This window comes from Bradyrhizobium sp. BWA-3-5, assembly GCF_032917985.1.
Taxonomy (GTDB): domain Bacteria; phylum Pseudomonadota; class Alphaproteobacteria; order Rhizobiales; family Xanthobacteraceae; genus Bradyrhizobium.
Genome location: NZ_CP136626.1, coordinates 4,703,004 through 4,723,729, shown reverse-complemented (window position 1 = coordinate 4,723,729; position 20,726 = coordinate 4,703,004). Strand labels below are relative to the sequence as shown.

Genomic DNA, 20,726 nt, shown 5'->3' with positions numbered 1-20,726 from the left:
CGTGCTGGCGTGAAAGCAGGCGCACCATTTCAGCGCACCGCGGCGCCGTCAATCGGAAAATGGACAAATTGACGCGGCGGCCAATTGGTTGGTTGGCCTGAAAAATCCGCGTTTTTACGGGCGATAAGTTAGTAAGCGGACACTAGCCGCCGGTGACGCTCATATGGCGCGAGACGCTCGGGCGGTTATGCCGGCGGTCGATGATGAAATCATGCCCCTTGGGCTTCAGCCCGATCGCGCGATCAATCGTAGCAGACAGCAGGTCGTCGTCGGCGGAGGCCCGCAACGGCTTGCGCAAATCGGAGGCATCCTCGTGGCCGAGGCAGGTGTGCAGCGTGCCGGTGCAGGTGATCCGTACCCGGTTACAGGATTCGCAGAAATTATGCGTCATGGGCGTGATGAAGCCGAGCTTGCCGCCGGTTTCACCGACGCGCACGTAGCGCGCGGGGCCGCCGGTATTCTCGTCCAGGTCGGTCAAGGTGTAGTGCTGGGCGAGGCGGGCGCGCACCAGCGACAGCGGCACATACTGGTCGATCCGGCCTTCGCCGATCTCGCCCATCGGCATCACTTCGATCAGCGTCAACGCCATGCCCTTGCCATGCGCCCATTCCATCAGCGAGGGGATTTCCTCCTCGTTCATGTTCTTCAGCGCCACGGCGTTGATCTTGACCGCAAGGCCGGCCTCGCGTGCCGCCTCTATGCCGGCGAGCACCTTGTCGAGATCGCCCCAGCGCGTGATGGCGCGGAACTTTTGCGCATCGAGCGTGTCGAGTGAGACGTTGATGCGGCGGACGCCGCAATCGCTGAGCTCGGCGGCGAAGCGCGCCAGTTGCGAAGCGTTGGTGGTGAGCGTCAACTCATCGAGCGCGCCGCTGCCAAGGTGCCGCGACAGCGAGCGCACCAGCGACATCACGTTGCGCCGGACCAAGGGCTCGCCGCCGGTGAGACGGATCTTGCGCACGCCCTTGGCAATGAAGGCCGAGCAGAGACGGTCGAGTTCCTCGAGCGTCAGGAGGTCCTTCTTCGGCAGGAACGTCATGTCCTCGGACATGCAGTAGAAGCAGCGCAAGTCGCAGCGATCGGTCACCGATACGCGCAAATACCGGATGGTCCGGCCGAAGGGGTCGACCATCGGACGCAACAGCTGATCGGGTGACGGGGATCCGCTCATTCAAACTGCCTTGTAGCCACGCAGGAGGGGCCGCTTGTGCCAGTGTTGGCTAACATAATCTAGGCAGCTTGTGAGGGCTCCACAATTGGCAACGTGACGGAGCGGCACGTAGCGGGGTCAGTGCGGTGCAGCAGGGGCCGGCGCCTCGGCGGCCTTCGGCTTCTTCTTTGGCCGCATCGGCTTGCGCGCCTTGGCGGGCGGTGCGGCCGGCCTGAGTTCCGCAAATACCGGGCTCGGCTCGATGATGGTGGTGGCCGGCGAGGCAATATCCCCGGGATTGCGGATCACCTGAACCGGCACCGTGACCGGCTCGAATTTGGGCATCGCGAAGGTAACGGAGAAACCGGCATCGGGCGCCGGCACCTGGACCGAGCAGGGGGTCTTGCAGGCCGGTCCGAGCGAGGTCGTGGCATCCGCCCCCGGCGGCACCGATTCCAGCGCAACCGGCACCAGCGGAGGCGCCGACTTGAAGGAATCGAGGGAAAACGATGAGCATCCGGCGAGACCCAGCCCGGCGATGGCAATCGCGATGACACGGCGCATGATCGAGCACTCTGGGTTGTGGCAATCCGCCACAAGGGAACCATAGGAGTGCAACAACATGGCTGCAACCGAGCTGGGCAAATTCGTTAAAGAATGGTTAATTTCGAAGAGTGGCGTTCCAGATAATTCATGCAAATCAATTGCTTATGAGCGCGACGCAATCCTGCTAAGGCTTTCCACCGCCGCCGGCAGGTCGCGCATATGGCCGATCAGGCGGTCGGGCATCAGTTCGGCGATCGGAACGTCGGTATAGCCGAACTCGACCCCAATCACGGGAACTCCGGCCCGCCGGGCCACGCCGACATCAGGGCCGGCGTCGCCGACCATGATGGTGGTGGCGATGGCCCCGCCAGCCCGCGCCACCGTCTGCTGCAGGATGATCGGGTCAGGCTTGGCGACGCCGAACGTGTCGGCGCCGCAGATCGCCGAAAATCGTCCGCTCAGGCCTAGCTGGTCGAGCAGCCGCTTCGACAACCATTCCAACTTGTTGGTGCACACCGCGAAGCGGCAGCCCAGCGCCTTGAGTTCGTCCAGGGCGACCTCGAGCCCCTCGAACGGCCGCGAGGCGTCGGCAATGTGGTCGGCGTAATAATCGATGAAATCCCTGGTCAGGCGGTTGAGGTCGTCCACACTCGTGACCCGGCCCTCGACCTCAAGCCCGCGCTCGATCAGCTTGCGCGCCCCGGCGCCGATCATGTTGCGTGCCGATTCGAAAGGGAGAGGCGGCAGGCCTTCACGGTCGAGCACGTAATTGAGCGCGGCAATAAGGTCCGGCGCGGTATCGACGAGGGTGCCGTCGAGGTCGAAGACAACGGTGCGGGGAAGGGTCATCGGAATTCGCTAGCGGCAGGTGAGCCGTCATGCAAGTCCCTGATAGCGCTGTTCCCAGGACCAAAACGACGCTAGACATGCGCCCGCAGATCGGCGGATTTCCGGGAGCATCGTCAGCACGTGAACATGGACCAATTGAAGCGCCAGGCGGCGGCGCAGGCGCTGGAGCAGGTACAGGACGGCATGAAGCTCGGTCTGGGTACCGGCTCGACCGCCAAACATTTTGTCGATCTGCTCGGCGCGCGGGTGGCGGGGGGCTTGCGTGTGATCGGCGTACCGACCTCGGAAGCGACGCGTGCCCAGGCCGAAGCCTGTAAAATTCCTCTGACCACGCTCGATGAAATCGACCGGCTCGATCTCACCGTCGATGGCGCCGACGAGATGGATCCCGCGCTGAACTTGATCAAGGGTGGCGGCGGTGCGCTGCTGCGGGAGAAGATCGTGGCGTCGGCGTCGGATCGCATGATCGTGATTGCGGACGATACCAAATGGGTCGATGTGCTCGGCCGCTTCCCTCTACCTATCGAAGTGATCCCGTTCGGGCTGGCCGCAACCCAGCGGGCCATGGCCGCGGCATTTGCCCAAAGCGGCGTTTCCGGGCAAATGGGGCTCCGCAAGGGCAAGGACGGCCACGTTTTTGTCACCGATGGCGGCCACTGGATTATCGATGCCCATCTTGAGCGCATCACGGATGCGCCGCGTCTGGCGGGCCTGTTGAGCCTGATCCCGGGTGTCGTCGAGCACGGGTTGTTCATTGGCCTGGCTACCACCGCCGTCCTGGCAGGTGCTCAGGGAATTCGCGTAGTTGAGCGGCGGTAACGCCGGAAATCGAGGAGAATCGGAATGAAGAGCCTTTCACGGATTTTGTCGGCGGCCGGCCTTGCAGTGGGCCTCGCCCTGACCGCCGTCCCGGCTGATGCGCAGCAGAAGAACGCGCCGGCGGGCGCGGCCGGCGCGCCGACGCTGAAGCCCGCCTCGCCCGCGGCGATCGCCGCTGCCAAGGAAATTCTGGCGATGAAGAATGCGAGCGCAATGTATGCCGCGGCCGTTCCCAACCTCGTCGAGCAGACCAAGAACGTGCTGATGCAGAGCAATCTCAACTATCAGAAGGACCTCAACGAGGTCGCGGTGATCGTGGCCAAGAATCTGGCCGGCCGCGAGAAGGAGATCGGCGAGGGCATGGCGCAGGTTTACGCCAACGAGTTCACCGAGCAGGAGCTGAAGGACCTCGTCACCTTCTACAAGTCGCCGCTCGGCCAGAAGCTGCTCTCGAGCGAGCCGCGCGCCATCCAGTTCAGCATGTCCTACATGAACCAGTGGGCGCAGAATTTTGCCGAGGTTGTCAACGGCCAGTTCCGTGCCGAGATGAAGAAGCGCGGCAAGGAAATTTGAGCTAATCCCGAACACGACTTCGGACGAGGATGACATGGCTGAGTTCGACGTCGATCTGTTCGTCATCGGCGGTGGTTCGGGCGGCGTTCGCGCCGCCCGCATCGCCGCCGGCTACGGCGCCAAGGTCATGGTCGCCGAAGAGTACCGGATGGGCGGCACCTGCGTGATCCGCGGCTGCGTGCCGAAAAAGTTGTTCGTGCTCGGCTCTCACGTCCGCCACGAGATCGCCGATGCCGCGGGCTTCGGCTGGACCATATCAGATGTTTCCTTCGACTGGCCGACACTGGTCGCCAACAAGGACAAGGAGATCGCCCGCCTCGAGGGCATCTACGCCGCCAACGTCGAGAAGACGGGCGCGCGCATCGCCAAGACCCGCGCGGTGCTGGAAGACGCCCATACGCTGCGCCTGATGACGGGCGAAAAGGTCACCGCGAAATACATCCTGATCGCGACCGGCGGCGCGCCGAATCACGGCCGCGAGATCCCCGGCATCGAGCACGTAATTTCCTCCAACGAGGCGTTTCACCTGACCGAGCTGCCGAAGCGCATCGTGATCCAGGGCGGCGGCTATATCGCGCTGGAATTCGCCGGCATTTTTGCCGGCTTCGGCTCCGATGTCACCGTGATCTATCGTGGCGACAACATCCTGCGCGGTTTTGACGAGGACGTTCGCAACCATGTCCGCGCCGAGATGGAGAAGCAGGGCATCACCATCATCACCGGCTGCACCATCGAGAGGGTCGACCGGCATGGCGACGAATTCACCACGCATCTGTCGAGCGGCTCGAGCATTGCCTCCGAAAAGGTGATGTTCGCGATCGGGCGGCACCCGAACGTCGCCAATCTCGGGCTGGAGAAGGCCGGCGTCGCCATCAACCCGGCCAATGGCGGCATCGCCGTCGACGAATGGTCGAAGACGTCCGTCGACAACATCTATGCGATCGGCGACGTCACCCACCGCCTCAACCTGACGCCGGTGGCGATCCGCGAGGGCCACGCCTTCGCCGACACCGTGTTCGGCAAGCGTGCGGTCAAGGTCGATCATGCCATGATTCCGACGGCCGTGTTCTCCCAGCCTGAAGTCGGCACGGTGGGGCTGACGGAGGCGCAGGCGCGCGCTGAATTCGATCAGGTCGACATCTACAAGGCCGATTTCCGCCCCATCAAGGCGACGATGTCGGGCCGCGACACCCGCGTGCTGATGAAGCTCGTCGTCGACGGTGCGAGCGACCGCGTGCTCGGCTGCCACATCGTCGGCGACACCGCCGCCGAAATCGTCCAGGCGGTGGCGATCGCGGTGAAGATGAAGGCGACCAAGGCCGATTTCGATGCGACGATTGCACTGCATCCGACCGCCGCGGAAGAACTGGTGACGATGCGGACGCCGACGGCACGGCATGTGCGGCAGGCGGCGGAGTAAGCAGGATCGTAGGATGGGTAGAGCGAAGCGAAACCCATCGATTGCTTTCGCGGAGCGATGATGGGTATCGCTTCGCTCCACCCATCCTACAGGCTGACGTGACCCCATTACTTAAGAACAAAGGCAGACAAACAATGATTGAGCAGATCGGCATTATCGGCGCGGGCACGATGGGCAACGGCATTGCGCAAGTCTGCGCCGCCGCGGGGCTTCCGGTCGTCATGACCGACATAGCCGATGCCGCACTGGCGCGGGGCATGTCCGTCGTCTCGAACAGCCTGGAGCGCCTCGTCAACAAGCAGAAGATGACTGACGCCGACCGGCAGGCGGCGATTGCGCGCATTACCACGACCACGGACACCGCAAAGCTCGCCACCTGCGATCTCGTGATCGAGGCGGCAACCGAGAACGAGGATTTGAAGGTCAAGATCCTGAAGGACCTTTGTACGAAGCTGCGGCCGCAGGCGCTGCTCGCGACCAATACCTCATCGATCTCAATTACAAAACTTGCCGCGGCGACCGACCGTCCGGACCGCTTCATCGGCATGCACTTTTTCAATCCGGTGCCGCTGATGGCGCTTTTGGAATTGATCCGCGGCCTGCAGACCTCGGACGACACCCACGCCAAGGCGGAAGCCTTTGCCAAGCGCGTCGGCAAGGTCGCGATCACGGCGAAGAACAGTCCGGGCTTTGCGGTCAACCGCATCCTGTGCCCGATGATCAACGAGGCGATCTTCGCGCTGCAGGAGGGTATTGCGACCGCCGAGGACTTGGACGCCGGCATGAAGCTCGGCTGCAACCACCCGATCGGCCCGCTCGCGCTCGCCGACATGATTGGTCTCGACACCATGCTGTCGGTGATGGAAGTGTTCTACGAAGGCTTCAACGACCCGAAGTACCGCCCGGCGCCGCTGCTCAAGGAAATGGTCGCCGCCGGCCATCTCGGCCGCAAGACCGGGCAGGGATTTTACAGCTACGGGAAGTGAGCGTCGCTGCGTAGGGTGGGTTAGTAGAGCGCAACCCACCATCTTTGTTTCCGCACGGAAGGAACGGCGGGTTACGGCTTCGCCTAACCTACCCTACGCAGTCATTTCGGATCGGGCTGCACAAGTCCCGCCGCCGGATTTTGCAATTTCCCTGCGCGTGCGAGTTTCACCGCGTTGCCGAGCGCGCGGGCCGCGTTGCGCACTTCCTCCTGGAATTCGCGGTCTTCATCGAGCGCCTCGTGCGAGGTGGCATAGGGCTCCATGTAGCCGACATAGCCCTCGGCTTCCGCGGTGCGGCCGGCGGAGATCATCGCCATGTCGGTCAGCCAGTCCGACAGCGAGCGGCGCAGCGTCTCGGCACCGGCACTGTCGCCATGCACGACAAGCCCGAAATGCCGCCCGGCCAGATGCCGCGGGTAGGGCCATCCCTTCAGCTCGAGCGCCTTGGCCTGGTCGGCATGTTTGCCGTGAGTCGAGGTCGGATCGGGATTGCCGCCGTCGGCGCAGACCAGGCGGTCCATCATCGCCTTCAGCGGCGTCGGAGCGTGATACCAGTTCACCGGCGCCACGATCAGGATGCCATGGGCCGCGACCCACAGCGGATAGATCTCGTTCATCCAGTCATCGGTCTGGCCGAGCGAATAGTTCGGATAACAGCTGCAGGGCCAGTGGCAGAGCGGCATCGCGGTAGCGACGCAGGACTTGCAGGGATGAATCTGCCGGCCGAACTCCGACGTCAGCCGCGACAGGTCGAGAATGTCGACGCCAAATCCCATACCGGCAAATATCGGCTCGGTGAGCTTGACCAGCCGCCACGTCTTCGACGATTCGCCGGGGCAGGTGTGCTCGCTACGCGCCGAGCCGTTGATGACGAGAATGCGCGGCACTGCTGCCATATCGTCGTGGCGCCGCTGGGCCTCAAGAATGGCCTCCCGCGCGGCGAGCCAGTCGACCGAGACTTCATATTCGGGATCGGCAAAGCCTGGCCCCGCCTTGCGCGTATGCGGGGCTTTGCGCGACTGGCTGTAGGCGTCCCATGCGGCCGCGACGATGGCATCGAGCTCGCGTTGCAACGGCTGGAAAGCCGGATCGACAAACCGGCTGCGATAGCGCTTTTCGAATTCCCCGCGCGGCAGTTTGACGGGCGGCATTTCCTTGCGAATATCCGGCGCCGCCATGGATCGATCCTCGCGTGATGGGGGTGCTGGAGGGCAACTCCGGAGCGGGAGCGGCGGTTCCAGCAGGCGCCTAATCCGGACGCCAGAGTTCGAACAGTTCTGCGGCGCTGATCAGGTCGATCTGCGCGTTGAACCGCGTCCGGTACATCGTCATCAGCGCATCGTGGCCGGTGTCGGAGGAGCTGCACAGCGCGTCCTGAACGATGACGACGCGGAAGCCGAGATCGACGGCGCTCAGCGCGGTCGAGAGCACGCAGACGTCGGTTTCCGCGCCCGACACGATCACCGTTCCAACATGCCGTTCGACCAGGAGATGGCCGAGCCTCGAGCCGAAGAAGGCCGAATAAGCGGGCTTGTCGACCACGAGCGCCGGCGGCGTGTAGCGCGCAAGCTCCGGCACCAGATCAAGCGCGTTCGGCGGAAGACTGCCGCGCGTCGCGCGCTGCCATTTGGTGAAATAGACTTGCCACTGGCCGCGCCGGTCTTCGGGTTTTTCCGGCGTGACGAAGCGCGTGAATACCGTCCGTTCGCGATAGCGCGCGCAGATCTCCGAGATCACCGGCAGCACGCGCTCCATCCACGGCGTTTCCCACACGCCGCCCTTGGCGAAGACGTTTTGCATATCGATGCACAGATGCGCCGCGTCGCTGATGGCTTGCATCGAGGGCCTCTGATGGTTTGTTGGCTAATTCGGCAAACGGGAACTGGTTTCAGCACCGGGCGCGAAACGTTTGCATCGACGCCTGCGCCCAAAACGTGCGCGCCGTGACCGATGTCCGCAAAGCCCGCCAAAAATGCTGTCCGATCGACGGTTTTCAGTGGCACGAAATGGCAGCCATGCAGGAACAATCCGTGGGGAAAGCTGTTGGGGGCGCGTTTGTACCCGCCCAACCCCCAGCCATCTGTGGAGTATTCATGCTAAAACCCCTCGCTGTCGCGTCGACGGTTCTGCTCGTATTTTCCGTTCAGGCCGAGGCCCGTCCCCATCACCGGCATCACGGCCATCGCGCACATGCCTGGTGCGGAAGCTACTTAAGCAAATATCTCGGCAAACCAGATCGGCGTCTCGCGCTTGCGCGGTCGTGGGCGAGCGAGGGCATGAACGCCGGCGGCCCCGGCATCGGTGTCGTGGTGGTCTGGCGGCACCATGTCGGGATCATCACCGGACAGACGCCCGATGGCCAGTGGATCGTTCACAGCGGCAATGACGGCGGCGCGGTTCGCACGCGGCCGCGCTCGCTCGCCGGTGCGATTGCGTTCAGGCGGGTATAGCGGATACTGCCGTCATTGCGAGCCAACCGGCCGCGCGAATGCGCGTCCGATGACAGCTCCGCGAAGCAATCTATCTCTCGACTTGCGGCACTATGGATTGCTTCGTCGCGATCGCTCCTCGCAATGACGGCGGCAACTCTATCCTTCCGCCTCGATCCATTCCGCCGCGCCGCGCCACAATGTGTCGCGGTGCTCGGGCCTGAAGAAGCCCATATGCCCGATTCTCGCGGCACCGGTCTCTGCCGGCGTCACCGTGATGATCTCCGGCGTGATCGATGTGAAACCCGCGCACAGAAGTTCGACCGCGGGCCGTGTCGCCCAGGGGTCGTCGGCCATGCAGAGCGCGCGCAGCGCGCCCCGGTATTTTGGAAAATTCTGCAAGGCATCGAGCCCGTCGTCGTCGAACAGATAGCGCGGGCTCATCACCCAGCCGGTCCATTGCAGGAATGCATCCTTCGGCAGGTCCATGCCGAGGCCGACATTGCCCGGCATGTAGCCGAGCAAGTGGGTGAGGGGGCGCCCGACAAAATTTAGCAACGCATAGACGCGGTAGCGCTCGGGCGCCGTCATCAGTTTCCAGTAGCCGGCCTGCGCTGCGATCAGAAGCGCGCGCTCGATCTTCGCATTGTTCGGCAACAGGCCGAGCGCCTGGCCGCCGAAGGAATGCCCGACATAGGCAAACGGCAGCGTCTTGTAGCGCTCGCGCATCCAGGTGACCGCCGCGGTGATGTCCTGTGCTGCCCAGTCCGACATCGAGGCCTTGAAGCCGACCAGTGATTTCGGCTGGTTACGGCCGGTCAGCGCCTGCGGTCGGCTGTCGCCGGTGCCGCGGTAATCGTAGGTCAGAACCGCGCAGCCGCGCCCGGCGAGGTAGCCGGCAAAGCCGCGGTACAATCTGCGGGGGACGGCGGTCGCCGAATTGATCAGCACGGCATGGCGCTTGGCCCCGCGGGGCAGGAACAGCGTCGCGGCCAGGGGATATCCGTCCGTCGCGGGCAGCGTGATATCGTCGCTAAAAACGTCGTCCAGCCCCGGCCCGGTCACTGCTTGTCCTCCTCAGCTTCCGCGAGCGCCCTCAAGCAAATGCGAATTCAGCTTTGACCGCAAGGGCTTGTCAGGAGGACCTGAAATCCAACTGGCGGTCGGCCGAAGGCCTGTGTATAACGCGGCCCTTCCGATAAGTTGCGGTTTTTGCTCAGGAGTTAACGTCATGTCCGAGCGGTGGACGCCCGACAGCTGGCGCACCAAGCCGGTGCTGCAAGTGCCCGATTATCCCGATGCCAAGGCATTGGCCGACGTCGAGGCGCAGCTCGCCACGTTCCCGCCGCTGGTGTTCGCCGGCGAGGCGCGCAACCTGAAAAAGGCGCTGGCGCGGGTGGCGAAGGGCGAGGCGTTCCTGCTGCAAGGCGGCGATTGCGCGGAGAGCTTTGCCGAGCATGGCGCCAACAACATCCGCGACTTCTTCCGCGTGTTGCTGCAGATGGCGGTCGTGCTGACCTATGCCGGCGCGCTGCCGGTAGTGAAGGTCGGCCGCGTCGCCGGTCAGTTCGCAAAACCGCGCTCCTCGAACACCGAGAAGGTTGATGGTGTCGAACTGCCGAGCTATCGCGGCGACATCATCAACGACATCGCCTTCACGCCGGAAGCGCGTATCCCCGATCCGCAGCGCCAGATGATGGCGTACCGGCAATCGGCCGCGACGCTGAACCTGCTCCGCGCGTTCGCGACCGGCGGCTTTGCCAATCTCGGCAGCGTGCACCAGTGGATGCTCGGCTTCCTCAAGGATTCACCGCAGTCACGGCGTTACAAGGAACTGGCCGACCGCATTTCGGATGCGCTGAATTTCATGCGCGCCTGCGGCCTCGACCTCGAGAGCCATCCGGAGCTGCGCGCGACCGATTTCTACACCAGCCACGAGGCGCTGCTGCTCGGCTACGAGCAGGCGCTGACCCGGGTCGATTCCACCACCGGCGACTGGTACGCCACCTCTGGCCATTTCATCTGGATCGGCGACCGCACTCGCCAGCTCGATCACGGCCATGTCGAATATTTCCGTGGCATCAAGAACCCGATCGGCCTGAAATGCGGGCCGTCGCTGAAGCCGGACGAGCTGTTGAAGCTGATCGACGTCCTCAATCCCGACAACGAGCCGGGACGGCTGACGCTGATTGGCCGCTTTGGCTCCGACAAAGTCGCCGACCATCTGCCTGGCATGATCCGCGCCGTACATCGGGAAGGGCGCGTCGTCGTCTGGTCCTGCGATCCCATGCACGGCAACACCATCACTTCGACATCAGGCTACAAGACCCGGCCGTTCGACCGGGTGCTGGCGGAAGTGAAGTCGTTCTTCGCGATCCATGCCGCGGAGGGGACGCATGCCGGCGGCGTGCATCTGGAGATGACCGGGCAGGACGTCACCGAATGCATCGGCGGCGCCCGCGCCATCACCGACGAGGATCTCAACGACCGCTATCACACGGTCTGCGATCCCCGCCTCAATGCCGAACAATCGATCGATATGGCTTTCCTGATCGCCGAACTGCTCAAGCAGGAACGCGCGGGCAAGGAAAAGCCGCTGCCGGCCGTAGCGGGACTCTGATTTGCTGCGACTTTGGCGGGCTACCATCAATACGCGTAACGGCCTCGCCTTTGCGATCCGTTCGGAGCAGGCCGTCCGCGAGGAGCTGTTCGCGCTGCTGCTGTCCGTGCCGCTTGCCTGGCTGGTCGGCGCGACTGTGATGCGCCGCGTGGAACTTGTTGCGGCCGTCGCCTTTGTCCTGGTCGTCGAGCTGCTCAACACCGCGATCGAGAAGCTTGCCGACCGCCTGACTATGGATCACGACCCGAAGATCGGCCAGGTCAAGGACATGGGATCGGCGGCGGTCGGCGTCGCATTGTTGATGGCCGGCGCATTTTGGCTGTTTGCCCTCGGCGAACGCATAGGCGTGTTCTAAAGCGAGCAATTGCGGTTTGCTCTTGTGCAAGGCACCATCGCTCCCATGACCGAACCAACTTTCAAGATCACGCTGGCGCAGCTCAATCCGACGGTCGGCGACGTCACGGGAAATGCCGCCAAGGCCCGCGCCGCACGCGACAAGGCTGCGGCTGACGGCGCCGATTTGCTGCTGCTGCCGGAACTGTTCATCTGCGGCTACCCGCCGGAGGATCTGGTGCTCAAGCCCGCTTTCCAGGCCGCTTGCCGCGCGGCCGTCGAGGAGCTGGCGCGCGAGACCGCCGGCGGCGGACCGGCCGTCCTGATCGGCACGCCCTGGGTCGAGGACGGCAAGCTCTATAACGCCTGCGCGCTGCTCGATCAGGGCCGCATCTCAGCCCTTCGTTTTAAGGCTAATCTGCCGAATTACGGCGTGTTCGACGAGAAGCGGCTGTTCGCGCGCGGCCCTGCCGCCGGGCCGGTGACGATCAAGGGCATCCGGGTCGGCGTCCCCATCTGCGAGGACATCTGGCTCGAAGAATCGGAGGAATATGAGAACGTCGTCGAGTGCCTCGCCGAAACCGGCGCGGAAATTCTCGTCGTGCCGAACGGCTCGCCTTACGCCCGCGACAAGAACGATCTCCGGCTGTCAATCGCGGTCGCCCGCGTCACGGAGAGTGGCCTGCCGCTCGTCTATCTCAACCAGATCGGCGGGCAGGACGAGCTGGTGTTCGACGGCGCCTCGTTCGCGCTGAACGCCGATTTTTCGGTCGCGGCGCAACTGCCCGCGTTCGAGGAGCACACCACGACCCTGAGCTGGACCAAAGGCACTGACGGCTGGCGCTGTTCGGGTCCGGTGATGCCGCTCATCGAGGGTGACAAGGCCGATTACGCGGCCTGCGTGCTCGGCCTGCGCGACTACGTCCGCAAGAACGGATTCCCGGGGGTCCTGCTTGGCATCTCCGGCGGTATCGATTCCGCGCTGTGCGCGGCGATCGCGGTCGATGCGCTCGGCGCCGACCAGGTGCGCGGCGTGATGCTGCCGTTCCGCTTCACCGCACAGGTCTCGCTCGACGATGCCGCCAAACTCGCAAAGGCGCTTGGCATCCGTTACGAGGTGCTGCCGATTGCGGATGCGGTCAACGGCTTCGAGAAGATTCTGGCCGGTCCATTCGCCGGCCTGCCGCGCGATATCACGGAGGAAAACCTGCAGGCGCGTACCCGCGGTACGCTTCTGATGGCGATTTCCAACAAAACAGGCGCGATGGTGGTGACGACCGGCAACAAGTCGGAAATGTCGGTCGGCTATGCCACGATCTATGGCGACATGAACGGCGGCTTCAATCCGATCAAGGACATCTACAAAACCGAAGTGTTCCGCCTCTCCAGCCTGCGCAACGAATGGAAGCCGGACGGTGCGCTCGGCCCGTCAGGGGAGGTGATCCCGGTCAACATCATCACGCGCCCGCCGACCGCCGAGTTACGCGAGAACCAGACCGACCAGGATTCGCTGCCGGCCTACGAGATGCTCGACGGCATTCTGGAACGGCTGGTCGAACGCGAGGAGCCGCTCGCCACGATCATTGCCGCCGGCTTCCCGGCCGAGGTGGTGACGCGGATCGACCGGCTGCTCAACGTCGCCGAATACAAGCGGCGGCAGGCGGCACCGGGCGTCAAGGTGACGGAGAAGAACTTTGGCCGCGACCGCCGCTATCCCATCACCAACCGCTTCCGCGACAATGGCAAGGCGCTGCCCGCGCCCGACGAGAAGCTGGTCGCCCGCGCCGGAAAAGCCTCAGCCGACGCGTTTGAGGGATAGACGCTAGAGTTTTCTTTGCCGTGTACCATAAACCGTTAGCGTGATGCGACGAAGGCTTCGCCCTGCTGGCGACCAAGCTCGTCCGGCGGCGCAATCCCGAAGCTACTTCGGATTGCGCGGAAACGGAATAAACCCGTCCCGGTTCGGCATTCTCACCTTGGGCAGCGACTGCGCGTCGATCACATCGTTCGATCCGACTATCCCGTTGAGATTGAGAATATAGGCCGATACGGCGTAGAGCTCGTCCGCAGTGAGTGATTTCGACTCCTGGAATGGCATCGCGCGACGGATGTAGTCGAACAGCGTCGTTGCGTAGGGCCAGTAACTTCCCACAGTCTTTATCGGTGTCTTATCCGGCGCCAGTGTACCCATGCCGCCGACGAGTGCTCCAGCGAATGCGACACTTGGGTTGATTCCTTTCTCGCCGTGACACACCTGACACTTCGCAACATAGATGCCTTCACCCTCGATTGCCGTGCCGCGACCAGGCGGCAGACCTGCGCCATCCGGTCCGATGCTAATGTCCCATGCTGCGACGTCGGCGGGCGCGATCGGTTGCCCGAACCGCGGGGCTTGGGCCAGGGCCGCCGGTGCGACGGCCAGCATAGATGCGCAGACTGCAATGGGTTTAAGCGTAGACATTGCTGGCCTCCCCCATCTCGTCGATGCGCCAGCTTGCGATGGCGTTGTAGTGGTAGACCCCTCGAAAGCCGCGCTCGTCGGCGAACTGCGCACGCGTTGGCTGCACCATGCCCGTGTCGTCAGTGGCGCGGCTCTGCAGCACGGCGGGACCGCCGTTCCATTGCCACGCTGCGCGGAAGCGCACGGGCGCCTTTGGGAGGATCGGGCCCTGCAAAGCCGCCGGCGCCCAGCTTTGTCCGCCGTCAGCCGACACGTCGACCTGCCGGATGCTACCGTTACCCGACCAGGCTAGCCCGGAAATCTCGTAGAATCCTGGTCCCGTCAGCGCGAGTCCCGGCGATGGACGTGTAATGACGGATTTCACTTCGATCGGGAATACAAACTGCCAGGCTTTTTCATCCTTGAGCAGGATCGTGTATTTCGATGTTTCGTCTTTGGTCATGGCCGGGCCGGCGGTCAGCTTGAGCCGACGCAGCCATTTCACGTTCATGTTGCCCTCGAAACCGGGCAGCAGCAGCCGTACCGGATAGCCGTTCGAAGGCCGCACTCGCTCGCCATTCTGGTAGAGACAGAGGAGCGCATCATCCATCGCCTTGGAAAGAGGGATGCTGCGGCTCATGGCTGCAGCGTCAGCGCCCTCGGCGATCACCCAGCGCGCCTCAGGTTCGATGCTGGCTTCATCGAGCAACGTGGAGAGCCGCACGCCGGTCCATTCCGAGCAACCCAGCAGACCATGAATAGCCGACACATTGAGTGGCTGGGCCTGAGGCGCGTTGAGCGCCTGGCTGTTGCCGCCACACTCAATGAAGGCGATGCGCGACTGCATCGGATAGCGCGATAACGCTTCGACCGTAAACACCAGCGGGCGCTTCACAAGTCCATGGATCACCAGCCGGTGTTGATCGGGATCGATTTCCGGGACCCCGGAATGGCTACGCTCGAAATGCAGCCCGGACGGCGTGATCATTCCCTCGAGCATGTGCAGCGGCGTGCGTGATGCGCCGACGCCGGCCGGGTTGGGGGGCGGCGGAAAGATTTTGACGACCTTGCTCTCGAACGGTGAGGGCTGGCCGTAGCCCGCAAATCCCGGACCCGGCACCTTCATCCAGGGCTGCACCGTGAGCGGTTCTGCCGATCCGCAGGACAGGCCCCCGCCGGTCGCACCGACAACGAGCGCGCCTTCAAGAAAGATGCGGCGGCTTAGAATTCCATTGCCGGCCGCTGGATCACCTGGTTTGGGATGTGTTTTTCTAACCATGAGCGGCACTCCCTCGTTGCAATCAAATTAGGCATTTCGCGCGCCTGTCCGCACGGCGAGTGCTCGGTGAGAGCCGGCCTGAAAGGACGTTGGATATGAGAGTACGAGGCCCGCCTACGGCATTCTCCGCTGCCATTCGACTAGAACGGAGACGTGGCACGTCTCAAAAAGCAGCTCTAGAGAAGCCTACAAGATCCCACGCCGCTTCAAAAGACCTGCAGGTTGGCCAGGATGTCGCACGGTCCCGTCGTGAGACGGCAGTACTCAAGTCGGCGACCCGAAGAATAGGACCCGCACGAGGTGCGTGTACTCGGATTCGAACACCATGATGGCAACGAACACCAGCACCGCGACTGGAGGCAGCAGGATGGCATAGGCCAGCGCCAGCCGCTCCCAGGCCATGTGCATGAAGACGGCGACGATCAAGCCGGCCTTCAGCACCATGAACAGCAGAATCAGCGACCATCGGAGATAGCCGTGAAGGCCAAAATAATCGACGAGATAGGAGCCGGTGCTGAGGACGAACAACCATCCCCATACCACGAGATAGAGTTTGATCGGGTGCTGCTGCCCCTCTGCATGCGTGGCTGCAACGGCGATTGCGTCATGCGCATGGGTTTGCCGTAGAGGTTGTCGTTCGTCTATTACTGCTGTGCTTGTCATGCGCCGACCTCACCAAAGATAAAAGAAGGCAAAGATGAACACCCAGACGAGATCGACGAAGTGCCAGTAAAGGCCCATGATTTCGACGTTCTCGTATTGTCCTTTCCTGCTCGTGAAAAAGCCGCGCCTTTCGACGTCGAAGTCGCCGCGCCAGACCTTTCGTGCAATCGCGATCAGGAAAATCACACCGATCGTCACGTGGGTGCCGTGGAAGCCGGTGATCATGAAGAAGCTTGAACCAAACTGCGCTGCGCCCCACGGATTTTCCCAGGGCCGTACGCCCTCCATGATCAGCTTGGTCCATTCAAACGCCTGCATTCCGACGAACGTTGCGCCAAAGGCCGCCGTGACAAGCATCAAGACTGCGGTTTTGACGCGATCGCGGCGGTAGCCGAAATTGACGGCCATCGCCATCGTTCCGCTGCTGCTGATCAGGATGAAAGTCATGATGGCGATCAGGATCAGCGGAATATGTTGGCCTGCGATGTTGAGGGAGAATACTTCGCTCGGATTCGGCCACGGCACGGTCGTGGACATTCGCGCGGTCATATAGGACAACAGGAAACAGCTGAAGATGAAGGTGTCGCTCAGGAGGAAGATCCACATCATGGCCTTCCCCCAGGACACATTCTTGAAGGCGCGTTGATCCGAAGACCAATCGGCCGCGATACCTCTCCAGCCCTCAAGCTGTGCAGGCGGTTGTATGGAATTTGTCAGCACAGTCTCCGCCATCTGGCTTCTCCCTAGGTGAGCAACCGGCGACAGATATCGACGAAATTGTCCGTCCAGCCCGTCAGCAGCCCCAGCAAGGCCAACCAGACCAACAGCAGGAAGTGCCAATAGATGGCGCAGAGTTCTACACTCAGGCGCATCTGAGCCATTTCGACGCCACGCCATGCCTTGGTCGTCGTTCTGCTCAGGGCCACCAGGCCGCCGACCAGATGCAGTCCATGTGCTGCCGTGATCAGGTAGAAGAAGGAGTTGGCTGGGTTGGACGCGACGAAATAGCCGGCTGCCCTCAGCTGCTGCCACGCCAATAGTTGCCCAACAAGGAACGTTACGGCAGATGCCGCCCCCACGCACAGGCCGAGGACGACATTCTCGATATCGTCCCGCCGCGTGGCTACGTATGCCCATTGCAGCCCAACGCTGCTGATGACCAGAACGCCCGTGTTGAACCAAAGCAGCCTGGGCACGGGCAGCGTCCGCCAGTCCACCATGTTCATGCGCATGGAGTAGGCGCTGATGAAGAGCGCAAACAGCGAGCCGGCGACGGCGAGAAAGACGCCTAGTCCGATTTTCGCTGCGGGCCAGGTCATCCCGCCCGTGCCGGGGAAGTCACCGACCGGCCCTTCTTCCAGCCAAGGTTTGGACGCCAGCCGTTGCTGCGAAAGCCACCATCCTGCGATGACCGCAATCACCGCCATGAACAGGACAATGGCGCTCACGGCGCAGCTCCCTGCATGGCTGGTATCGCGCGTGGCTGGTTCTGCGGAATGAAATCCTGCGCCGCACCCGGTACGCTGTAGTCATACGCCCATCGATAGACCACCGGAAGCTCCTTGCCCCAGTTGCCATGCCCGGGCGGCGTCTCCGGCGTCTGCCACTCCAGCGTTGTCGCCTGCCATGGATTGCCACCAGAAGGCCTGCCCTTGAAGTAGCTCCAGGCAAGATTGAACAGGAACACCATCTGGGCGAAGCCGACGGTCAAAGCCATGATGGAGATAAAGGCATTGAGCGTATGGGTCGATGAAGGGATAAACGCCGCCTCACCGATGTCATGGTACCGCCGCGGAACCCCGAGCAGTCCAATGTAGTGCATGGGGAAGAAGATGAGATAGGCGCCGAGAAACGTCACCCAGAAATGAAACTTGCCCAGCGCATCGTTGAGCATCCGTCCCGTTACCTTGGGGTACCAATGATAGATCGCGCCCATCACGACCATGATCGGGGCCACACCCATCACCATATGGAAATGCGCGACGACGAACATGGTATCCGATAGCGGTACGTCCACGACCACGTTGCCGAGAAACAGGCCAGTGAGCCCGCCGTTCACGAACGTAATGATGAAGCCGAGCGCAAACAGCATCGGGACGGTGAGATGGATGTCGCCGCGCCACAGCGTCAGCACCCAATTGTAGACCTTGATGGCGGTCGGGACGGCGATGATGAGCGTCGTGGTGGCGAAGAGGAACCCGAATTTCGGGTGCATGCCGCTGACGTACATATGGTGCGCCCATACGACGAAGCTGAGTGCGCCAATTGCAACAATAGCCCAGACCATCATGCGATAGCCGAAGATGTTCTTCCGTGCATGGGTGCTGATCAGATCCGAAACGATCCCGAACGCCGGAAGTGCGACGATGTAGACTTCGGGATGGCCGAAGAACCAGAACAGGTGCTGGAACAGGATCGGGCTGCCGCCGCCGTACTTCATCTGCTGCCCCATCTCGACCAGAGAGGGCATGAAGAAGCTCGTTCCCAGCAGGCGGTCGAACAGCATCATGACGGAGGCGACGAACAGCGCCGGGAAAGCCAGCAGCGCCATGATGGTTGCTGTGAAGATGCCCCATACCGTCAGCGGCAAGCGCATCAACGTCATGCCGCGCGTGCGCGCCTGCAGCACGGTCACGACATAATTCAGGCCGCCCATGGTGAAGCCGATGATGAACAGGATCAGGGAGGCCAACATGAGAATGATGCCCCAATCCTGTCCGGGTGTGCCGGAGAGAATCGCCTGCGGCGGGTACAAGGTCCAGCCCGCGCCGGTGGGCCCGCCGGGTACGAAGAAGGTCGACGCCAGCACCAGGACTGCGAGCAGGTAGACCCAGTAGCTCAGCATATTCACATAGGGGAAGACCATGTCCCGGGCGCCGACCATCAGCGGGATAAGGTAGTTGCCGAAGCCTCCCAGGAACAACGCCGTGAGCAGGTAGATCACCATGATCATGCCGTGCATGGTGATGAACTGGAGATATTGATTTGCGTCGATGAAGGAGAATGTGCCGGGAAATCCCAATTGCAGCCGCATCAGCCAGGACAGCACCAAGGCGACCAGGCCGATTGCGGTCGCTGTGAGCGAGTACTGGATGGCGATGACTTTGGCGTCCTGCGAAAAGACGTACCGCGTCCACCAGCTCCTGGGATGATAGAGATCAACCTCCGCCACTTCGGCAGGCGGGACTTCTGCGACTGCATCATAGGGAACATCGACCATAGAAATTCCTCCTCGGTCGTTTCCATCGGGGCGATGAGTTCGTGCTCCCGATTTATCTTCGCAGCGGCATTTTCCGGTTCTTGCAAATCCTTGTCGTTACTTGCCGCCGGATTTGTAGGTCGCCTTCATAACGGCGCTTCGGCCTGATAATTCCGCAAACGTTTTCTGCTTCTCGAGCCAGGCCTGATAGTCATGCTCTTCATCGACGATAACCTTGGCGCGCATCTGCGCGTGGGCCGCGCCGCATAGTTCGGCGCAGAGAACATCAAACGTTCCGGTCCGGATCGGGGTCATCCAGAAATAGGTGACCATGCCCGGGACCATGTCCATCTTGGATCGGAACTCGGGCACATAGAAATCGTGCAGCACATCGAGCGAGCGGAGCAGAACCTTGACCGGCTTGCCAACCGGAAGGTGCAGGTCGTCACTCGCAATGACGACATCGTCTTGCCCGTTCTTGTCGTCGGGGTTCAAACCCATCGGGTTATCCGCGCTGATGTAGCGGACGTCGGTCGTGCCCATCCGGCCGTCTTTTCCGGGGAGGCGGAAGCTCCACTGCCACTGCTGGCCCATGACCTCGATCTCGGTGGCATCAGCCGGAACCGTGACGAACTGGTGCCAGACAAAGAGGCCCGGCGCCAACATCGCGGCTACGCCGATCGCCGTCCCGATGCTGAGCCACCATTCGAGCTTCTTGTTTTCGGGATTGTAGTGTGCCTGCCGTCCTTCCCGGTGGTGAAAGCGGAAGACGCAATAGGCCATGAAAGCAATCACCGCGAAGAAAACGATACCGGTGATCCAGAAGGTGATGCTGATGGTATGATCGATGTAGCTCCAATTAGTGGCGATCGGCGTCCACCACCACGGGCTGTAGATGTGAAACAGCACCGAGCCGATTGCGACCAGAAGCAGTATGATGGCGACAATCATCCCTCATTCCTCCTTGCCACCAAAGGCAACGGAGACGAATCAGAGGGCGGAGCTCGCACCTATGTTGATGGCCGACTTCACATGCGCCATCGCAGTGCGTCTTGCCTCGCCCAACTTTGAACCGGTCGCGACATCCAACGTGGCACCGAGCTCACGTTACGACCGCAATTCATCGGATCCGGGCGTCAGAAAACAGGATGATACGCGTCGAGGACGGCGTCAATAGATCACTTGAGCCTCGGGAGGTGCGCCGACGCCGTGGGTTGGTGAGCGCGAGGCGATTGCTTGATGATGACGCAATGCACCTAATGACCGGGAACGTGCACACTCACCGAACCGTGAGCGCCGCCTGCGCTTTTTAGCGCTAAAGTTCTTGGGCAGGTCGCGACAGGTTTCGTCCGGCTAAGCTCCTTTCGATGCATTTGCCGTGCTCGGCTCGACCGCGACTCTCGCACACCAGGGCGGAGAC

At 62.4% G+C, this 20,726-nt stretch carries 21 protein-coding genes; 8 read left to right on the top strand and 13 right to left on the bottom strand.

Going from position 1 to position 20,726, the window contains the following annotated elements:
* Nucleotides 1-142: 142 nt before the first annotated feature.
* The 3 genes from moaA to RX331_RS22950 form a co-directional block, all read right to left on the bottom strand.
* Nucleotides 143-1,171: a GTP 3',8-cyclase MoaA gene (moaA, locus tag RX331_RS22960; protein WP_317252181.1), complete on the bottom strand. Its 1,029-nt coding sequence runs from the start codon at nt 1,169-1,171 to the stop codon at nt 143-145.
* Nucleotides 1,172-1,288: 117 nt separating this feature from the next.
* A complete protein-coding gene (locus RX331_RS22955; protein ID WP_317252180.1) occupies nt 1,289-1,714 on the bottom strand; it encodes a hypothetical protein in 426 nt (141 codons plus the stop codon).
* A 144-nt stretch (nt 1,715-1,858) separates the two neighbouring features.
* Entirely contained in the window at nt 1,859-2,545 is a 687-nt protein-coding gene (locus RX331_RS22950; protein WP_317252179.1) for an HAD hydrolase-like protein, read from the bottom strand.
* Between the two features lie 120 nt (nt 2,546-2,665).
* Here RX331_RS22950 and rpiA point away from each other — a divergent pair, with 120 nt between their 5' ends.
* The 4 genes from rpiA to RX331_RS22930 all read left to right on the top strand — a co-directional run bounded on the left by rpiA (nt 2,666) and on the right by RX331_RS22930 (nt 6,343).
* Nucleotides 2,666-3,364 (top strand): ribose-5-phosphate isomerase RpiA, encoded by a 699-nt coding sequence (gene rpiA / locus RX331_RS22945; RefSeq protein ID WP_317252178.1) that lies wholly within the window; start codon nt 2,666-2,668, stop codon nt 3,362-3,364.
* Between the two features lie 24 nt (nt 3,365-3,388).
* Nucleotides 3,389-3,937 carry a DUF2059 domain-containing protein gene (locus tag RX331_RS22940; protein WP_317252177.1) on the top strand — a complete coding sequence of 183 codons (549 nt, stop codon included), beginning with the start codon at nt 3,389-3,391 and terminating at the stop codon, nt 3,935-3,937.
* Nucleotides 3,938-3,971: 34 nt separating this feature from the next.
* On the top strand, nt 3,972-5,357 hold the full coding sequence (gene gor / locus RX331_RS22935; protein ID WP_317252176.1) for a glutathione-disulfide reductase: 1,386 nt from the start codon (nt 3,972-3,974) through the stop codon (nt 5,355-5,357).
* 134 nt (nt 5,358-5,491) lie between these two features.
* Nucleotides 5,492-6,343: a 3-hydroxybutyryl-CoA dehydrogenase gene (locus RX331_RS22930; RefSeq protein WP_317252175.1), complete on the top strand. Its 852-nt coding sequence runs from the start codon at nt 5,492-5,494 to the stop codon at nt 6,341-6,343.
* 101 nt (nt 6,344-6,444) lie between these two features.
* Here the strand turns inward: RX331_RS22930 and RX331_RS22925 are convergent, their stop codons facing one another.
* Nucleotides 6,445-7,521, bottom strand: coding sequence for a flavodoxin family protein (locus tag RX331_RS22925; RefSeq protein ID WP_317252174.1), 1,077 nt, complete (start codon nt 7,519-7,521; stop codon nt 6,445-6,447).
* Between the two features lie 70 nt (nt 7,522-7,591).
* Nucleotides 7,592-8,182: a cysteine hydrolase gene (locus RX331_RS22920; RefSeq protein WP_317252173.1), complete on the bottom strand. Its 591-nt coding sequence runs from the start codon at nt 8,180-8,182 to the stop codon at nt 7,592-7,594.
* Between the two features lie 254 nt (nt 8,183-8,436).
* Here RX331_RS22920 and RX331_RS22915 point away from each other — a divergent pair, with 254 nt between their 5' ends.
* Complete coding sequence (locus RX331_RS22915) at nt 8,437-8,793, top strand: hypothetical protein (RefSeq protein ID WP_317252172.1); 357 nt, start codon at nt 8,437-8,439, stop codon at nt 8,791-8,793.
* A 138-nt stretch (nt 8,794-8,931) separates the two neighbouring features.
* Here RX331_RS22915 and RX331_RS22910 read toward each other — a convergent pair whose 3' ends face one another.
* On the bottom strand, nt 8,932-9,837 hold the full coding sequence (locus RX331_RS22910) for an alpha/beta fold hydrolase (RefSeq protein WP_317252171.1): 906 nt from the start codon (nt 9,835-9,837) through the stop codon (nt 8,932-8,934).
* 166 nt (nt 9,838-10,003) lie between these two features.
* On the opposite strand from RX331_RS22910, the gene RX331_RS22905 reads away from it, so the two are divergent.
* Genes RX331_RS22905 through RX331_RS22895 form a run of 3 tightly spaced genes read left to right on the top strand, consistent with a single transcriptional unit; the run spans nt 10,004 to nt 13,544 of the window.
* Nucleotides 10,004-11,392: a class II 3-deoxy-7-phosphoheptulonate synthase gene (locus tag RX331_RS22905; protein WP_317252170.1), complete on the top strand. Its 1,389-nt coding sequence runs from the start codon at nt 10,004-10,006 to the stop codon at nt 11,390-11,392.
* 1 nt (nt 11,393) lies between these two features.
* Nucleotides 11,394-11,747, top strand: coding sequence for a diacylglycerol kinase (locus tag RX331_RS22900; protein WP_317252169.1), 354 nt, complete (start codon nt 11,394-11,396; stop codon nt 11,745-11,747).
* 45 nt (nt 11,748-11,792) lie between these two features.
* Complete coding sequence (locus RX331_RS22895; RefSeq protein ID WP_317252168.1) at nt 11,793-13,544, top strand: NAD+ synthase; 1,752 nt, start codon at nt 11,793-11,795, stop codon at nt 13,542-13,544.
* Nucleotides 13,545-13,646: 102 nt separating this feature from the next.
* On the opposite strand, the gene RX331_RS22890 is transcribed toward RX331_RS22895, so the two are convergent.
* The 7 genes from RX331_RS22890 to RX331_RS22860 form a co-directional block, all read right to left on the bottom strand.
* Nucleotides 13,647-14,186 (bottom strand): cytochrome c, encoded by a 540-nt coding sequence (locus RX331_RS22890; RefSeq protein WP_317252167.1) that lies wholly within the window; start codon nt 14,184-14,186, stop codon nt 13,647-13,649.
* Nucleotides 14,173-15,333, bottom strand: coding sequence for a sulfite dehydrogenase (gene soxC, locus RX331_RS22885; RefSeq protein ID WP_410708304.1), 1,161 nt, complete (start codon nt 15,331-15,333; stop codon nt 14,173-14,175). Before soxC ends, RX331_RS22890 begins: the two co-directional genes overlap by 14 nt.
* A 375-nt stretch (nt 15,334-15,708) precedes the next feature.
* On the bottom strand, nt 15,709-16,107 hold the full coding sequence (locus tag RX331_RS22880; protein WP_317252165.1) for a cytochrome C oxidase subunit IV family protein: 399 nt from the start codon (nt 16,105-16,107) through the stop codon (nt 15,709-15,711).
* 9 nt (nt 16,108-16,116) lie between these two features.
* The gene (locus RX331_RS22875; protein ID WP_317258215.1) at nt 16,117-16,839 is read right to left on the bottom strand and encodes a heme-copper oxidase subunit III family protein; all 723 of its coding nucleotides are present in this window, start codon (nt 16,837-16,839) and stop codon (nt 16,117-16,119) included.
* 11 nt (nt 16,840-16,850) lie between these two features.
* On the bottom strand, nt 16,851-17,555 hold the full coding sequence (locus tag RX331_RS22870; protein WP_317252164.1) for a cytochrome c oxidase subunit 3: 705 nt from the start codon (nt 17,553-17,555) through the stop codon (nt 16,851-16,853).
* A complete protein-coding gene (locus RX331_RS22865) occupies nt 17,552-19,327 on the bottom strand; it encodes a cbb3-type cytochrome c oxidase subunit I (RefSeq protein ID WP_317252163.1) in 1,776 nt (591 codons plus the stop codon). The genes RX331_RS22870 and RX331_RS22865 overlap by 4 nt, the downstream gene beginning before the upstream one ends.
* Before the next feature lie 96 nt (nt 19,328-19,423).
* Complete coding sequence (locus RX331_RS22860; RefSeq protein ID WP_317252162.1) at nt 19,424-20,257, bottom strand: cytochrome c oxidase subunit II; 834 nt, start codon at nt 20,255-20,257, stop codon at nt 19,424-19,426.
* Nucleotides 20,258-20,726 lie beyond the last annotated feature (469 nt).